This window comes from Streptomyces sp. NPDC107562 (assembly GCF_055657325.1).
Genome location: NZ_JBVKBE010000003.1, coordinates 861,857 through 878,046, shown reverse-complemented (window position 1 = coordinate 878,046; position 16,190 = coordinate 861,857). Strand labels below are relative to the sequence as shown.

The window sequence follows — 16,190 nt, the reverse complement described above, 5'->3', positions numbered from 1 at the left end:
CGGCACGTCGTCCTGAATCGCCCTGTCGACAGGGCGACTTGCCGTCAGCAGGAGGTGCGGCGGAGGTGGAGGCGCTCCTTCTCGGAGAGGCCTCCCCAGACGCCGAAGCGCTCGTCGTTCCGCAGGGCGTAGTCGAGGCAGGCGGAGCGCATCTCGCACAGGCCGCAGATGCGCTTCGCCTCACGCACCGAGCTGCCCGGCTCGGGAAAGAAGAAGTCCGACCCCGTCTGAGCGCACAGGGCCCCGGCCTGCCATGCGGTGTCCGCGGGGGTGCTGGTTTCGTAGTGCATGACGCAGAGCCTGCCCCGGCGCGAAAAACGTTCGATCAACGCGCGCTCAACGCCCCGTCCCAGGGCCCCCGGCCGCCCCGATGATGCCCGTGCGGCGGGGCGTGACGCACGGCGGCGCGCGGGAGCGGCGGCGACGAGGAGGATCCCGCCCGTCACGGAAGGTGAGCGTCAAGGAAGCGTTCGGCGCGTGGTGTCCGCCACGCGATCGCCGGTGGGCGGTGCGAGACTCGGCAGTGCAGGCAGCGGGTCCGACCGGGAGGCAACGATGCTCAGCACCCGTTTCGTCAACGGCGCTCCGAACTGGATCGATGTCGCCACCCCCGACATCGACGGCGCCGTCCACTTCTACGGCGGTCTCTTCGGCTGGCGGTTCCGCTCGGCGGGACCCGAGGCCGGCGGCTACGGCTTCTTCCAGCTCGACGGCCTGACCGTGGCCGGCGGCATGCGGGCCACCGGCGAACAGGGCCCGCCGTCCTGGACGGTGTACTTCCACAGCCCCGACGCGCAGGCCACGGCGAAGGCGGCCGAGCAGGCGCACGGGCGGGTGCTCGTGGAGCCCATGGACGTGCTGGACCAGGGCCGCATGGCGATCCTGGCGGACCGGCAGAACGTGCCGTTCGGCATCTGGCAGCCCGGCCTGAACAAGGGCGTGGACGTGCTCGACGCCCCTGGCGCGCTGTGCTGGCTGGAGCTGTACACGCCGGACATCGCGGCGGCCGCCGGCTACTACAACAGGCTGCTCGGCTGGGAGACCTCGGCGGTGCACTTCCCGGGCGGCTCGTACACCTGCTTCAACCCGGCGGGGCAGGACGAGGACACGATGTTCGGCGGTCTGGTCCCGCTGGCCGACGACCCGGCGGAGGACGTGCCGCACTGGCTGCCGTACTTCGAGGTCACCGACACGGACGCCGTGGTGGCCAGGGCCCGGGAGCTCGGCGGCACGGTCCGCAGGGAGCCCGTGGACCTGCCCGGCGTGGGCCGCGTCGCCAAGCTGGCCGATCCCTACGGCGCCCGCTTCGCGCTGATCAGGACCGCAGCGTCGCAGACCTGAGCCGCCGGACCCTCAGCACCCCCGCGCCTCACGCCCTCGGCGGGGGCCCAGGCGGCGCGAGGGCCCGTCCGGCGGATCAGGCCGGTTCCGGGCAACGGCGCCCCAGGCACCGCGATTCCGGCATGATCCGCCGGACAGGCGCTAGGCGGAGGCGCGGCGCACCAGAGTCGTCGACAGGACGACACCGGGCTCGGTGTCCTCCTCCGGCTCGCCGTGCCCCGCGCGCAGCCGGCGAAGCAGGAGGCGGGCCATCAGCCGGCCCATCCCCTCTATGTCCTGACGGACCGTGGTGAGCGGCGGGTCGGTCTGCTCGGCGAGGGGCAGCATGTCGTCGAAGCCGACCACGGCGACGTCGTCGGGGACCCGCCGCCCGGTCTCCCGCAGCACGCGCAGGGCACCCGACGCCATGAGGTCGTTCGCGGCGAACACGGCGTCCAGGTCGGGGTGACGCTCCAGGAGTTCGCGCATCGCCCGCTCGCCCCCCGCCGGGGTGAAGTCGCCCTCGGCGACGAGCCGCGGGTCGGTGTCGGCCATGACGTCCCGGAAGCCGTCGAGTCGGTCGACCGCGGAGCTCTGGTCGAGGGCTCCGGCGATGTGCGCGACGCGGCCGCGGCCGAGGCCCACGAGATGCCGTACGGCCTCGCGGGCGCCGCCCCGGTTGTCGCTGTCGACGTAGACGGCACCGTCGCCGTCGTCACTCCAGTCCGGCCGGCCGCCGAAGACGGTGGGGACGCCGGCGCCCCGGATCAGGGCCGGCAGGGCGTCGTCGAGGTGCAGCGAGAACACCAGCGCCCCGTCGACGTGTCCGCCCGCGAGATAGCGGCCGACGCGGGCGTGGTCGTCGCGGCCCTCCGTGAGCAGCAGGACGAGCTGGTTGTCGTGCGCCGTCAGCTCCTTGCTGATGCCGCGGAGTTGGAGCGCGAAGAAGGGGTCGGCGAAGACGCGGGTCTCCGGCTCGGCGATGACGACGGCGACGGCGTCGTGGCGCCTGGTCACCAGGCTGCGGGCCGCCTGGTTGGGCACGTACCCCAGTTCGTCGACGGCGCGCCGCACCCGTTCGATCAGCGGCTCGCGCACTCCGTCCCCGCCGTTGACCACCCGCGAGACGGTGGCGCGCGACACCCCGGCCCGGGCTGCCACGGCCTCCAGCGTGGGACGTGACACTGCCTCGGACACTTCGGGACTCCTCACCGGCGCTTGCCGATCAGGATAACCGCACGCCGGCACGCGGGAGGGGGCGCTCACCACGCGAACGCCCCCCGCTCCGTGCCGGTGACCCGCCGCTCAGTGATGGTGGGCGCCGTGCGCGCCCTCGGCTCCGGCCGCCCCCGCGGCGTCCTTGGCGCCGTCCGCCGTGTGCGGCTCGTGCGGGTCGTGCGGCTCGTACCCGGGGATCGTCCCGTCCGTCTTCTTCACCAGGAACAGGCCCACCATCCCCATGTCCGAGTGACTCTGCACATGGCAGTGGTACATCCACGCCCCGGCGCCCACGCCCTCGCCCGCGATCACCTGGAAGCCGAAGGAGTCGGCCGGGCCCACGATCTTGTTGTCGACGACCTGGCTGGGATCGTCGGGTCCGGTCAGCATGCCGGTGCGGTTGTCGGCCCAGCGGTGACCGTGCATGTGGAAGGTGTGGTAGTACTCGCCGTGGGTGATCACGACGAACTCCACCCGGTCCCCCACCGTGGCCTCGAAGTCGGGCCCGGTGTGCGGCGCTCTGTTGTTGATGCGCAGGTCGTTGAAGACGATCGTGTGGGTGCGGTCCGGCAGCACGTCGCCCTGCCTGCGGACGATCACCGGTCCGTAGAGGCCCTTCTGGATCCCGCCGGTGCCGTGTTCCGTGCCCACCACGTGGTCGTGGTAGTGCCAGTAGCCCGCGCTGCCCGCCCGCCAGGTGCCGTCCTTGCGGCGGCCGGGCACATGGGTGCGCCAGGTGTAGGTACGGGTCCCACCCGGCCCCACATGGCTCTTGTTGAGCTTGGTGCCGTCACTGGTGATCTCGTAGTCCAGCCCGTGCACGTGCAGGCTCACGTCGATGTCCGTGGTGTTCTCGAACTCGATGTGCACGGTGTCGCCCTCGTTGAGCTCGATCAAGGGCCCCGGGATGCTCGCCTTGCCCTTCTCGAAGCCGTAGCCGAGTTGCCCGTCGGCGAGCTTCTCCGCGTAGAGCTTGATGTGTCTGACCTGGCCTCCGGCCGGGGCCGTCCGCGCCGTCGTCGTCCGACCGGCGCCGGTCGCCTCCGTGCCCAGGGACAACGATGTCGCGACGGCGGCTCCGCCGACAGCGGCGCCACCCAGGAGGACCCGCCGGTTGAACCCACGTCTGTCCATGCCGAACTCCCCACTGCGGTACGGGATTCGAGACGGTAGCGGGGACGGCGCCGTTTATCCACAGTCAGGACAAAGTTCGTTCGATCCCGGTCATATCTCTTGGCGAACCGAGCAAAGAGGTCTAGCTTCTAGGCGCTGTTGCTGTGACCGACGAGGGGTGGATGACCACATGCGGTCCACATCGCACCACAGACCCAACCGTTTCCTCAGTCCGCCGAGAAGGACGAAAACCGGACGGCGGGCCTGGACGGCCGCCCTGACCGCCGGATTAGTCACCGCGGGCCTGCTCTCCGGCTCGGCCGCGAGTGCCCGCCCGGCCCCGGATCCGTCCCTGACAACGATGTCCGTCAAGTCGCCCCCCGGCGGCTCCAACGTCCGCGTGCTGGTCTTCCACGGCTCCGCGGCAGCCGGCGACGAGTCACCCGTGGTGAACGCCGGCATCGAGGCGATCGAGCAGATCGGCCTGACCGGGCCGGCCAACCAGCGTTTCAGGACCGAGGCCACGGACGACGCCTCGGTCTTCACCAACGAGACCAGGCTGGGCCGTTACAACGCGATCGTGTTCCTGACCGGCGGCGGCGACGTGCTGGAGCCGGAGCAGGAGGCGGGCCTGGAGGCCTACATGGAGGCCGGCGGCGGTTTCGTCGGCATCCATGACGCCGCCCGCGCCGAGCCGTACTCCGACTGGTACACCGGCCTCGTCGGCGCCCGCCCGGCGCCGAACAGTCCGGCGTCCGTCCAGCGGGCCACCGTCGAGGTGGGCGACCGCGTCCACCCGGCCACCAAGGACCTGCCGGTCCAGTGGAAGCGGCCCGACCAGTGGCCGAACTGGGTGAAGAACCCGTCCGGCGAGGTGCACACGGTGGCCCGGGTGCGCGAGTCGACCTACCAGCCCGGCGCGAGCGCCAACGGCTGGGACCACCCGATCAGCTGGTGCCGCGACTACGACGGCGGCCGTTCCTTCTACACCGGCATGGGCGGCACGGTGTCGTCGTACGACGAGACCGACTTCCGCGCCCATCTGCGCGGCGCCCTGCAGTGGACGACCCGTATCGCGCGGGCCGACTGCAAGGCGACGATCAACGCCAACTACAAGGCGGAGCGGCTGACCAAGGCGAACCAGCCCGGTCAGAACGACCAGATCGGCGAGCCGCACGGCCTGGTCGCCGCCCCCGACGGCCGTGTGCTGTACATCGGCCGCGGCGGCGCCGACTCCTCCCAGCCGGTGATCACCGACTGGAACAACCCGGACATCGGCAAGGGCAAGGGCGAGATCCACGTCTACGACCCGAAGACCAAGCAGGTCACCCTGGCCGGTGCGCTGACCGTCTTCGGCAACAAGGGCGGCGGCGACGAACTGGTCAAGGTCGAGGAGGGGTTGCTCGGCATCGAGCTGGACCCGCGCTTCGAGGACAACGGCTGGGTGTACCTGCACTGGACGCCGCACTCGCAGATCGACCGCGACGCCAGGATGGCCGAGCGGCGGGTCTCCCGCTTCACGCTGGACCTCGCCACCAACAAGCTGGACCTGGGCAGCGAGAAGGTGCTGCTGCACTGGCCGGTGCAGATCCACAGCTGCTGCCACGCCGGTGGCGGGATGGCCTGGGACTCCGAGGGCAACCTGTACATCGCGACCGGCGACAACAACTCCAGCGGCTTCAGCGGCGGTTACTCGGGCAACAACCCGGAGCCGAACTACAAGGGCGTCTCGTTCGCCGACGCGCGCCGCACCGCCGGCAACACCAACAACCTCAACGGCAAGATCCTGCGCATCCACCCGGAGGCGGACGGGACCTACACGCTCCCGGAGGGCAACCTCTTCACCGGTGAGGAGACCGCCGAGGGTGGCGGGAAGACCCGCGGCGAGATCTATGTGATGGGGGTCAGGAACCCGGCCCGCATCTTCGTCGACAAGAAGACGGACGTCCTGTACGCGGGCTGGGTGGGCCCGGACGCCTCGGCGCCCTCGACGACCTGGGGCCCCGCGAAGTACGACACCTTCGCCGCCATCACCAAGGCGAGCAACCGGGGCTGGCCGTACTGCATGGGCAACAAGCAGCCCTACCGGGACCGCAACCTGCCGGATCCCTCGAAGCCGCTCGGCTGGTACGACTGCGACCACCCGAAGAACGAGTCCCCGAACAACGACGGTCTCGTGAACCTGCCGCCGGTCACCGGCAACAACATCTGGTACTCGCCCCAGGGCGGCGCACCGGACTTCCCACGTGACGCGGCCGGTGTCCCCTCCTACAAGCAGGAGGAGGCCACCTACCGGCTGCCGTGGCTGAAGGGCGGCGGACAGGCCGCGATGAACGGTCCGGTGTACCGGTCCGAGGACGTGTCGGCCGACAGCGCCGTCAAGTGGCCCGCGTACTGGGACGGCAAGTGGTTCGTCGGCGACTTCTACGACGCCGACCAACCGCGCAACGCCGTACTGATGGATCCGAAGACCCTGGGTGACGGCGGGCTGCCGGTCCACTCGGAGTCGCTGAAGAAGATCGTGCCGATCGGCAACGACGGCATCAAGAACCTGATGGACTGGAAGTTCGGTCCGGACGGCGCGCTGTACGTCCTCGACTACGGGCGTGGCTTCTTCACCTCGGACCCGAGGTCGGCACTGTGGCGCGTGACGTACCAGGGCGGCGGTCCCACGCCGGCCGCCGGTCAGCTGGCGAGGGGGACACAGCAGTGACAGGCCAACGAAGAATGTGGGCGGCCCTGCTGGCCGCGCTCCTCATGGTGCTCGGGCTCCAGGCCGCCACGGCGGCCGGGCAGACCGAGCGGTCCGACCGAGCGGACAGTGCAGCCGCCGCCCAGGTGCTGACCTGGACGGCCGGCAACGCCATCGACAAGTACGCCTCGGCACCCACCACGGCGGTGGCGGGCCAGGCCACGATCGTCTTCGAGAACAGTGAGGCGACCGGCAACACCACCGGCATGCCGCACACGCTGACGTTCGTGACCAGCGACCCGGAGTTCAACAGCGACGTCCAGCTCAACATCCTCGCCAACCCCAACGACGACCAGGGCGGCAAGCACACCGCCGAGGTCACGCTCACGCCGGGCCGGTACTTCTACCACTGCACCATCCCGGGCCACGGCATGATGCAGGGCATCCTCACGGTGACCGAGGGCGGCGGCGAGGACACCACCGCGCCCGAGGCGTCGGCGCACGTCAGCGGCACGCAGAACCAGCAGGGCCAGTACGTCGGCTCGGCGAGCGTGGCGGTGCACGCGACCGACGAGACCGGTGGCTCCGGGGTCGACCGGATCGAGTACGCCGTCGGCGACGCCGGCGCCTGGCAGCCGTACACGGCCCCGGTCGTCGTCGACCAGGTCGGCGACCACAAGGTCCGCTACCGGGCGTTCGACAAGGCGGGCAATGTGTCCGCCGAGAAGAGCGCCGAGTTCACGGTGGTGGCGCCGCAGTCGGACGACACCACGGCGCCGGACACCTCGGCGTCGGTCAGCGGTGAGCAGAACCCCGACGGCACCTACGTCGACATGGCGACGGTCACCGTCTCCGCGTCCGACACGGGTTCCGGCGTCAACACGATCGAGTACGCGATCGGGGCGTCCGGCGCCTGGCAGCCGTACGCACAGCCGGTGATGGTGCATCAGGTGGGCACCCACACCGTCCGCTACCGCGCCACCGACAAGGCGGGCAACGTCGCGGCCGAGAAGAGCGTGCAGTTCACGGTCGTCGCGGCGCCGCCGCAGGACACCACACCGCCGGTGACGGGGGTGACCGTCGAGGGCACCCGCAACTCCGACGGGGCCTACGTGGGGAGCGCCGAGGTCACCGTCAGCGCCACCGACCACGGCGGTGAGGTCGCGAGCGTCGAGTACTCGCTCGACGGCGGGCCGTACCTCGCGTACGGCGGGCCCGTGATCGTCGACCGGGCGGGCGCGCACACCCTGGCGTACCGGGCGAGCGACACGGCGGGCAACACCTCCGCGGCGCGCACCGTGAGCTTCACGGTGGTCGCGGGTGGCGTGCCGGCGCCGCCCTGTCCCGAGTACGACGAGCGGCTGACGGTCGTTGTCGGCACGGTCGACACGGGCGTGCCGAACCGGCTCACCGAGAACCGGTGCCGGATCAACGAGCTGATCGAGGACGAGAAGGAGTGGACGTCCCACGCGCTGTTCCTCAAGCACGTCAAGCAGGTGCTGGACGGGCTGCGCGCCGACGGCGTGATCGACAACCGTGAGTACAACGTCGTCACCAGGGCCGCCCGCCAGTCCGGTATCGGCAAGCCCGGCCAGACCGAGGGCTACCGTCCGCTGTTCGACGGCACCGCGGACTCCTTCGCCAAGTGGAGCCATGTGGGCGGCGGTTCGTTCGCGCTCAACGCCGACGGCACCATGACCAGCGGCACCACCCGGGCAGGTCTCGGCATGCTGTGGTTCCCGCAGCGCAAGTACGGCGACTTCTCGCTGAAGCTCCAGTGGCGGGACGACGCTCCCGGCACCGGCAACGCCAACTCCGGGGTGTTCGTGCGGTTCCCGTACGTCCACGACCACCCGGAGGAGACGCGGCCGGAGTGGGTCGCCATCAAGTACGGGCACGAGGTGCAGGTGTTCGACTCGCCCACCGGCGACATGTACAAGACGGGGTCGGTCTACGGCTTCGACCGGGTGGGGCTCGCGGGCGCGGGCGTCACCCAGAAGGGCACGTGGAACGACTACGAGATCCGCGTGGTGGACCAGCACTACTCGGTCTACCGCAACGGCAAGCTGATCAACGAGTTCGACAACATCGGCGGTCAGGACTTCTCCCCGCCCCGCTCGGACGACCCGGGCACGGACGGGCGGCGGTTCGCCTCCGGCTACATCGGGCTCCAGGTGCACGGCACGACGGACGTGGTCTCCTACCGGGACATCCGGATCAAGGAGCTGTGACCGTTCGGTGAAGTCATGGGGCGGCCCTACGTCGTGGGGTCGCCCTTCTTCGCGCGGCTCGGCTGCACCCGCTTGGGCTCGCCCGGCATCTTCGGGTACTCGGGCGGGTACGGCAGATCGCCGAGCCCGTGGTCGCGCTCGTCCTTGTTCGCGAGCTCCAGCAGCGCGTCCAGCGAGTAGCGCCGGTCGTCCATGTCCGCGTGCACGTCGCCGAGTTCGGCGAAGCGCGCGGGCATCGTCGCGAGGTCGAAGTCCCGGGGGTGCGCCACCCCGACCTCCTCCCAGCGCAGCGGCGCCGAGACGGGGGCGTGCGGACGGGGACGCACCGAGTAGGCGGAGGCGATCGTGCGGTCCCGCGCGGTCTGGTTGTAGTCGATGAAGATCTTCTCGCCCCGCTCCTCCTTCCACCACTTGATGGTGACGTGCTCGGGCATCCTGCGCTCCATCTCCCGGCCGACGGCGATCGCGGCGCGGCGGACCTGGGTGAAGGTCCAGCGGGGCTCGATGGGCACGAAGACATGCAGGCCGCGGCCTCCGGAGGTCTTGGGGAAGCCCCGCAGGCCGCCGAACTCGTCGAGGACGGACCGCAGTTCGTGGGCGGCGCGGACCGCGTCGTCGAAGTCGGTGCCGGGCTGCGGGTCGAGGTCGATGCGCAGTTCGTCGGGGCTGTCGACGTCGTCGCGGCGCACCGGCCACGGGTGGAAGGTGAGGGTGCCGTACTGGGCGGCCCACACGACGGCGGCCTCCTCCGTCGGGCACATCTCGTCGGCGCTGCGGCCGCTCGGGAAGGTGATGTGGGCGGTCGGGATCCAGTCGGGCATGTTCTTCGGTGCCCGCTTCTGGAAGAAGGACTCGCCGCCCACGCCCTCGGGGTAGCGCTCCAGGGTGGTGGGCCGGTCGCGCAGGGCGCGCAGGATGCCGGGGCCCACGGCGAGGTAGTACCGGGCGAGGTCCAGCTTGGTGAAGCCGCGCTCCGGGAAGAACACCTTGCCGGGACTGGACAGCCGTACCGTGCGGCCGCCCGCCTCCAGTTCCACCGCGTCACCCATGCGAGCCACGGTAGGCGCACCGCCCCCGTCCCGCACCCGGGCGTCGGCCGCCGCCTCCGCGCCCCACCGCGTCCGGAGCAGTCCCTCGCCGCCGGCACGGCGCCGCGTCCGGAGTCCGCCTAGAGTCGGAGCATGGACCTGCCGGTGATGCCGCCCGTCAAGCCGATGCTCGCCAAGTCAGTGGCGAAGATCCCGCCGGACATGCACTACGAGGCGAAGTGGGACGGCTTCCGCGCGATCGTGTTCCGCGACGGCGACGAGGTCGAGCTCGGCAGCCGTACCACCAAGCCGCTGACGCGGTACTTCCCGGAGCTGGTGGAGGCGCTCAAGGAGCGGTTGCCGCAGCGCTGCGTGCTGGACGGGGAGATCGTGATCGCCCGGGAGGGCCGGCTGGACTTCGACGCGCTCACCGAGCGGATCCATCCGGCCGCGTCCCGGGTGCGGACCCTGGCCGAGCGGACCCCGTCCTCGTTCGTCGCCTTCGACCTGCTGGCGCTGGCCGACCGCTCGCTGCTCGACGTACCGCTCGCCGACCGCCGCGCGCTGCTGGTGATGGCGTTGTCCGGGGTGACGGCCCCGGTGCACGTGGCGCCGGCGACGACCGACATCGACGTGGCGCGGCAGTGGTTCGAGCAGTACGAAGGGGCGGGCCTGGACGGTGTGGTCGCCAAACCGCTGACGCTGGGCTACCGCCCGGACGAGCGGGCCATGTTCAAGGTCAAGCACGAGCGGACGGCCGATGTCGTCGTGGCCGGCTACCGGCTGCACAAGAGCGGACCCGTGGTCGGCTCGCTGCTGCTCGGCCTGTACGACGACAAGGGCGCCCTCCAGCACGTCGGGGTGTCGGCGGCCTTCTCCATGGCCCGGCGCGCGGAGCTGATCGAGGAGCTGGAACCGCTGCGTCTGGACGAGGTGACGGGGCATCCGTGGGCGGCCTGGGCCCAGGAGGCGGCGCACGAGACTGCCCGGTTGCCGGGGGCGCCGAGCCGCTGGTCGGGCAAGAAGGACCTGTCCTGGGTGCCGCTCAGACCGGAACGCGTGTGCGAGGTGGCGTACGACCACATGGAGAACGGCGCGCGCTTTCGCCACACGGCCCGCTTCCGCCGCTGGCGGCCGGACCGCACTCCGGAGAGCTGCACCTATGCGCAGCTCGACGAGCCGGTGCGCTACGACCTCGCGGAGATCTTCGCGCCCCAGGCGTGAGACCGCCCTTCAGGTGACCCGGCCGGCCGGGCGCACGGGCCGGTTCAGGGCTGCATGACGATCTTCACGGCCCCGTCCCGCTTGTGCTGGAACATCTCGTAGGCCTGCGGCGCCTCGTCCAGCGACAGCCGGTGGGTGGCGAAGTCGTCGACGCCGAGCGGGTCGTCCTCGCTCAGGTACGGCAGGATCTCGTCGGCCCAGCGGCGGACGTTGGCCTGGCCCATCCGGATCTGGAGCTGCTTGTCGAACAGGGTGAGCATCGGCAGCGGATCGGCCATGCCGCCGTAGACGCCGGAGAGCGAGAGGGTGCCGCCGCGGCGCACCAGCTCGATGGCGGTGTGCAGGGCGGCGAGCCGGTCGACGCTGAAGCGTTCGGCGAGGGGGCCGCCGATCCTGCGCGGCAGCATGGCCGACGCCTTCTGGGTGAGGCGGGCGGCGAGGCTGCCGTGCGCCTCGGTGCCGACCGCGTCGATCACGGCGTCGGGACCGCGTCCGTCGGTCTCGTCGCGGATGGCGGCGATCAGTTCCTTCTCGGTGTCGAACGCCCGCAGGTCGAAGGTCTCCACGCCGCGTTCCTTCGCCCGGCGCAGCCGGTCGGGGACCAGATCGACGCCGAACACCCGTCCGGCGCCCTGGACCTGGGCGACCCGGCACGCCATGTCGCCGATCGGGCCGAGTCCGAGGACGGCGAGGGAACCACCCTGCGGGATGTCGGCGTACGCGACCGCCTGCCAGGCCGTGGGCAGCACGTCGGACAGGTACAGGAAACGGTCGTCGGGCGGCCCCTGCGGCACCTTGATCGGGCCGAACTGGGCCTGCGGGACGCGCAGGTACTCGGCCTGGCCGCCCGGCACCGAGCCGTACAGACGGGTGTAGCCGAACAGGGCGGCGCCCATGCCCTCGCCGGTCACCTGGGTCGTCTCGCACTGCGTGGGCAGCGAGTTGAGACACATCCAGCAGTTGCCGCACGCGATCTGGAACGGCACGACGACCCGGTCGCCGACCGCCAGGTCGGGTACCCCGGGACCGACCTCCTCGACGATGCCCATGGGCTCGTGCCCGAGGATGTCGCCCGGTGTCATGAACGGCGTCAGCACCTCGTACAGGTGCAGGTCGGAGCCGCACAGCCCGGTCGAGGTGATGCGGATGACGGCGTCGGTCGGCTCCTCGATCCGCGGATCGGGGACGGTCTCCACCCGTACGTCCCGCTTGCCCTGCCACGTCACAGCCCTCATCACCCGCACTCCCTTCGTCGCATGTCCTCGTCCTCCGGTACCGCGGTGCGGCCCGGGTACCCGAGGGTGCGGCGGCGAACCGTCGGCCGGGCGGCGGCCCGCCGACTGGGCCGGGCGGGCTAGCCGGGATGCGCGATCGGCTCATGCGTAAGAGCGACCGGGTCCGACCGGGTATGGCCATTGATGAACGGACAACCACACAATCGAGGGCACGGGACAGGTCGGGTGGCGGCGGTGGGCATGGGCTGGGGACGAAGAGCGCGCCTGCGGCGGACCGCCGTGACGGCGACGGCGCTCGCCTGCGCGGCGGTCTCGCTCCTGGCGGGCTGCACGGGCGGCGGGGGCGCACCCGACGACGACGGACGGGCGCCGCGCCCCAGACCCACGCCGTCGCCGTCCCCCAGCGCGCCGCCCGTGGGGCCGGTGCTCGCCGTGAAGATCGACAACGCGCCCCCGGCCCGGCCGCACACCGGGCTCGGTACGGCGGACGTCGTCTACGTCGAGCAGGTCGAGGGCGGTCTGAGCCGGCTGATGGCGGTGTACGCGAGCGGCCTGCCCGAGGAGGTCGGTCCCGTGCGCAGCGCCCGCGAGACGGATCTGGAGTTGTTGCGTCAGTTCGAGCGACCCGTCCTCGCCTTCTCCGGCGCCCAGACCAGGCTGCTGCCGCTGATCGACCGGTCCCCGCTGCGCGCCGCGTCACCGGGCGAGAGTCCCGATGCCTACTTCCGCGGCGGGGGCAGGGCGGCTCCGCACAACCTGTACCTGCGCCCCCACCGCCTGATGCCCGCGGCCCCCGGCAGGGAAGCCCTCACGCCCGCCGGCTTCACCTTCGGCGCCGCCCCCGAGGGCGGCACGGCGCAGACCACCCGGACCGTCCGCTACCCGGCCGCCCGCTTCACCTTCACCTGGGACGCGCGGCGGGACCGCTACCGGGTCGCGCTGGACGGGGACGCCGCCGGGGCGAGGGACGGGCGGCCCCCGGCGCCGGCGACGGTGGTCGTGCAGTACGTGCGGATGCGCCCGTCGGGCTACTTCGACTCCCGGGGCAGCAACACGCCGTACACGCAGACCGTCGGCTCGGGCACGGCGAAGGTGCTGCGTGGGGGAAGGACGTACGACGCGCTCTGGAAGCGCCCCGATCCGGGCGCGGGCACGCGGTTCAGCACGCCCGAGGGCGCGCCGCTGAACTTCGCCGAGGGCCAGGTGTGGGTGCTGCTCACCAGGGCGTGAGTCAGCGCCGTCCCACGAGGGGCTGCGCCGGGTCACCCGGATCGCGCAGCCCCTCCGCGGCATCCGCGACCCGCCGGATCAGTTCCAGGAACACCGGCTGCTCCGCGGCGGACAGGGGCGCGAGGAAGACCTGGTTCATCCGGGCGGTGCGCACCGCCAGCTTGCGATGGGTGCGCGCCCCGTCCCCCGTCAGGCGCAGCAGGAAGCGCCTGCCGTCGCGCGGGTCGCGGACCTTGTCCAGCAGGCCCCGGCGGTCGAGCCGGCCGACGACCTCGGCGACGGTGGAGCGGTCGAGCCCGACCCGCTCCCCCACCGTGCGCTGGTCGACGCCCGGCTCGTCGGCGAGCGCGTTCAGCACGGCGAACTGCGGCGAGGTGGTCTCCTCGGAGACCATCGCGTTCCACAGCAGGTGGTGCGCCTGCTGGAGCCGCCGGGCGAGATGCCCGGGCTGGTTGGCGAGATCCACCGCCGGCATGTGCCCTCCCGAGGCCTGCGCATATGTCAGTGCACGGAACGATACCGCCGGGAGACCGGTCCGTCGCGGGTGGGCGGCGAAGCGGCGTCGGGGATGCGGAGGGGTGGCGCACGGGGGTTGACGGCCAGGGCGGCGGGTGACAGCGTGAAGAAAAGTTCACTGGATGCTCAGTGTGCTGAGCAAGTGCTCGGGAGACAGGGGACCTCACGGATGGACAAGGTGGTCGCCACGGCCCTGGAGGCGGTGGCCGACGTGGGCGACGGCGCGTCGCTCGCGGTGGGCGGCTTCGGGCTCAGCGGCGTCCCGGACGTGCTGATCGACGCGCTGTACCGGCGCGGCGTCGGCGGACTGTCCGTGGTGTCGAACAACTGCGGCGCCATGGAGGCCGGCCTGGCGGTACTCCTCGCCGCCGGGCGGATCGCCCGGGTGACGGGCTCCTACATCGGCGCCAACAAGGAGTTCGCCCGCCAGTACCTGGCCGGGGAGCTGGAGCTGGAGCTGATCCCGCAGGGCACCCTGGCCGAGCGGCTGCGGGCGGGCGGCGCCGGAGTGCCCGCCTTCTACACGCCGGCCGGGGTCGGCACCCAGGTCGCCGAGGGCGGACTGCCGTGGCGCTACGACGGCCGGGGCGGTGTCGCGGTCGCCTCTCCGCCCAAGGAGGTACGGGAGTTCGACGGCGTGGAGCACGTGCTGGAGCACGGCATCCGCACCGACTTCGCCCTCGTGCGCGCCGCTCGGGGCGACCGGCACGGCAACCTCGTCTTCGCCAAGTCCGCCCGCAACTTCAACCCCCTCGCGGCGATGGCGGGCCGGGTGACCGTCGCGGAGGTGGAGGAGCTGGTCGAACCGGGCGGCATCGACCCGGACGCGGTGCACCTGCCGGGCATCTTCGTCCAGCGGGTGGTCGCCCTGACCCCGGAACAGGCCGCCGACAAGCGGATCGAGCGGCGGACGGTGAGCGGCTGATGGCCTGGACACGTGAGCAGATGGCCGCACGGGCCGCACGCGAGCTGAAGGACGGGCAGTACGTCAACCTGGGCATCGGCCTGCCGACCCTGATCCCCAATCACCTCCCGGCCGGCGTGGAGGTGGTGCTGGAGTCGGAGAACGGCATCCTCGGCACCGGCCCCTACCCGGCCGAGGAGGACGTCGACCCGGACCTGATCAACGCGGGCAAGGAGACGGTCACCGTGCTGCCCGGCGCCTCCTTCTTCGACTCGGCGCTGTCCTTCGGGATGATCCGCGGCGGGCACATCGACGTCGCCGTGCTCGGCGCCATGCAGGTCTCGGCCCGCGGGGACCTGGCGAACTGGGCCGTTCCGGGCAAGCTGGTGACCGGTATCGGCGGGGCCATGGATCTGGTGCACGGCGCCCGTACCGTCGTCGTCGTGATGACCCACACCGCCAAGGACGGCAGCCCCAAGATCCTCGACGAGTGCACGCTGCCGCTCACGGGCAAGGCGTGCGTGGACCGGATCGTCACCGATCTCGGCGTGCTCGACGTCACCGACGACGGGCTCGTGCTGGCCGAGTGCGCGCCGGGTGTCACCGCCGAGGACGTCGTCGCCCGGACGGCCGCGAAGGTGCGCACAGGAGAGAGGTCCCCGTCGTCGACGCCGACGGCGCCGGAACAGGAGGAGGCGTGATGGCGCTCACCCAGCACGACATCGACCTGGAGATAGCGGCCGAGCGCGCCGCCTACGAGAAGCGGCTCGCCGACGGGGGCCCCGTCGAGCACCACCCGCGGCGCGACTACGCCCCGTACCGCTCCTCGCTGCTGCGCCACCCCCGGCAGCCGCTCGTCGCGATCGACGTGGCCCGTGACCCGGAGCTGGTGGAACTGGCCTCCCCCGCCTTCGGCGAGCGCGACATCACCGAGCTCGACAACGACCTGACCCGGCAGCACCCGGGCGAGCCGATCGGCGAGCGCATCACCGTCTCGGGCCGTCTGCTGGACCGCGCCGGGCGGCCGGTGCGCGGCCAGCTCGTCGAGATCTGGCAGGCCAACTCGGCGGGCCGGTACGCCCATCGGCGCGAGCAGCACGACGCGCCGCTGGACCCCCACTTCACCGGTGCGGGCCGCACCCTCACCGACGCCGACGGCCACTACCGTTTCACCACCGTCCGGCCCGGCCCCTACCCGTGGCGCAACCACGTGGGCGCCTGGCGTCCCGCGCACATCCACTTCTCCGTCTTCGGCGCGGCGTTCACCCAGCGCCTGGTGACGCAGATGTACTTCCCCGACGACCCGCTCTTCGCGTACGACCCGATCCTGCAGTCCGTGACCGACGACGCGGCCCGCCGGCGCCTGGTCGCCACCTACGACCACGGCCTGTCGGTGCCGGAGTTCTCGCTGGGCTACCACTGGGACATCGTGCTCGACGGCCCGCGGGCCACCTGGACGGAAGAGGGACGCTGACCCCC

14 protein-coding genes are annotated in these 16,190 nt (G+C 71.8%); 8 read left to right on the top strand and 6 right to left on the bottom strand.

The window, feature by feature from the left end; translation table 11 throughout:
* Positions 1-44: 44 nt before the first annotated feature.
* Entirely contained in the window at positions 45-290 is a 246-nt protein-coding gene (locus tag ACZ7LV_RS14080) for a WhiB family transcriptional regulator (RefSeq protein ID WP_471939085.1), read from the bottom strand.
* Between the two features lie 265 nt (positions 291-555).
* On the opposite strand from ACZ7LV_RS14080, the gene ACZ7LV_RS14075 reads away from it, so the two are divergent.
* A complete protein-coding gene (locus ACZ7LV_RS14075) occupies positions 556-1,341 on the top strand; it encodes a VOC family protein (RefSeq protein ID WP_471939083.1) in 786 nt (261 codons plus the stop codon).
* A 141-nt stretch (positions 1,342-1,482) separates the two neighbouring features.
* Here the strand turns inward: ACZ7LV_RS14075 and ACZ7LV_RS14070 are convergent, their stop codons facing one another.
* Positions 1,483-2,517 (bottom strand): LacI family DNA-binding transcriptional regulator, encoded by a 1,035-nt coding sequence (locus ACZ7LV_RS14070; RefSeq protein WP_471939081.1) that lies wholly within the window; start codon positions 2,515-2,517, stop codon positions 1,483-1,485.
* Between the two features lie 108 nt (positions 2,518-2,625).
* Positions 2,626-3,672: a multicopper oxidase domain-containing protein gene (locus tag ACZ7LV_RS14065; protein ID WP_471939079.1), complete on the bottom strand. Its 1,047-nt coding sequence runs from the start codon at positions 3,670-3,672 to the stop codon at positions 2,626-2,628.
* A 256-nt stretch (positions 3,673-3,928) separates the two neighbouring features.
* Between ACZ7LV_RS14065 and ACZ7LV_RS14060 the strand changes: the two genes are divergently transcribed.
* Together ACZ7LV_RS14060 and ACZ7LV_RS14055 are read left to right on the top strand one after the other, a co-directional pair.
* Positions 3,929-6,364, top strand: a complete 2,436-nt coding sequence (locus tag ACZ7LV_RS14060) for a ThuA domain-containing protein (RefSeq protein WP_471939226.1) — start codon at positions 3,929-3,931, stop codon at positions 6,362-6,364.
* A gap of 14 nt (positions 6,365-6,378) precedes the next feature.
* On the top strand, positions 6,379-8,574 hold the full coding sequence (locus ACZ7LV_RS14055; protein ID WP_471939224.1) for an OmpL47-type beta-barrel domain-containing protein: 2,196 nt from the start codon (positions 6,379-6,381) through the stop codon (positions 8,572-8,574).
* Positions 8,575-8,600: 26 nt separating this feature from the next.
* Here the strand turns inward: ACZ7LV_RS14055 and ligD are convergent, their stop codons facing one another.
* Positions 8,601-9,623: a non-homologous end-joining DNA ligase gene (ligD, locus tag ACZ7LV_RS14050; protein WP_471939077.1), complete on the bottom strand. Its 1,023-nt coding sequence runs from the start codon at positions 9,621-9,623 to the stop codon at positions 8,601-8,603.
* 132 nt (positions 9,624-9,755) lie between these two features.
* On the opposite strand from ligD, the gene ACZ7LV_RS14045 reads away from it, so the two are divergent.
* The gene (locus ACZ7LV_RS14045) at positions 9,756-10,826 is read left to right on the top strand and encodes an ATP-dependent DNA ligase (protein ID WP_471939076.1); all 1,071 of its coding nucleotides are present in this window, start codon (positions 9,756-9,758) and stop codon (positions 10,824-10,826) included.
* Between the two features lie 44 nt (positions 10,827-10,870).
* On the opposite strand, the gene ACZ7LV_RS14040 is transcribed toward ACZ7LV_RS14045, so the two are convergent.
* On the bottom strand, positions 10,871-12,061 hold the full coding sequence (locus ACZ7LV_RS14040) for a zinc-dependent alcohol dehydrogenase (RefSeq protein ID WP_471939074.1): 1,191 nt from the start codon (positions 12,059-12,061) through the stop codon (positions 10,871-10,873).
* A gap of 240 nt (positions 12,062-12,301) precedes the next feature.
* Between ACZ7LV_RS14040 and ACZ7LV_RS14035 the strand changes: the two genes are divergently transcribed.
* A complete protein-coding gene (locus tag ACZ7LV_RS14035) occupies positions 12,302-13,291 on the top strand; it encodes a DUF3048 domain-containing protein (RefSeq protein WP_471939072.1) in 990 nt (329 codons plus the stop codon).
* Position 13,292: 1 nt separating this feature from the next.
* On the opposite strand, the gene ACZ7LV_RS14030 is transcribed toward ACZ7LV_RS14035, so the two are convergent.
* Positions 13,293-13,766 carry a MarR family winged helix-turn-helix transcriptional regulator gene (locus tag ACZ7LV_RS14030; protein ID WP_471939070.1) on the bottom strand — a complete coding sequence of 158 codons (474 nt, stop codon included), beginning with the start codon at positions 13,764-13,766 and terminating at the stop codon, positions 13,293-13,295.
* Positions 13,767-13,976: 210 nt separating this feature from the next.
* Here ACZ7LV_RS14030 and ACZ7LV_RS14025 point away from each other — a divergent pair, with 210 nt between their 5' ends.
* The 3 genes from ACZ7LV_RS14025 to pcaH are packed head-to-tail and all read left to right on the top strand — an operon-like array spanning position 13,977 to position 16,185.
* A complete protein-coding gene (locus tag ACZ7LV_RS14025; protein ID WP_471939068.1) occupies positions 13,977-14,732 on the top strand; it encodes a CoA transferase subunit A in 756 nt (251 codons plus the stop codon).
* A complete protein-coding gene (locus ACZ7LV_RS14020; RefSeq protein ID WP_471939066.1) occupies positions 14,732-15,412 on the top strand; it encodes a CoA transferase subunit B in 681 nt (226 codons plus the stop codon). Before ACZ7LV_RS14025 ends, ACZ7LV_RS14020 begins: the two co-directional genes overlap by 1 nt.
* On the top strand, positions 15,412-16,185 hold the full coding sequence (gene pcaH / locus ACZ7LV_RS14015; RefSeq protein ID WP_471939065.1) for a protocatechuate 3,4-dioxygenase subunit beta: 774 nt from the start codon (positions 15,412-15,414) through the stop codon (positions 16,183-16,185). Before ACZ7LV_RS14020 ends, pcaH begins: the two co-directional genes overlap by 1 nt.
* Positions 16,186-16,190 lie beyond the last annotated feature (5 nt).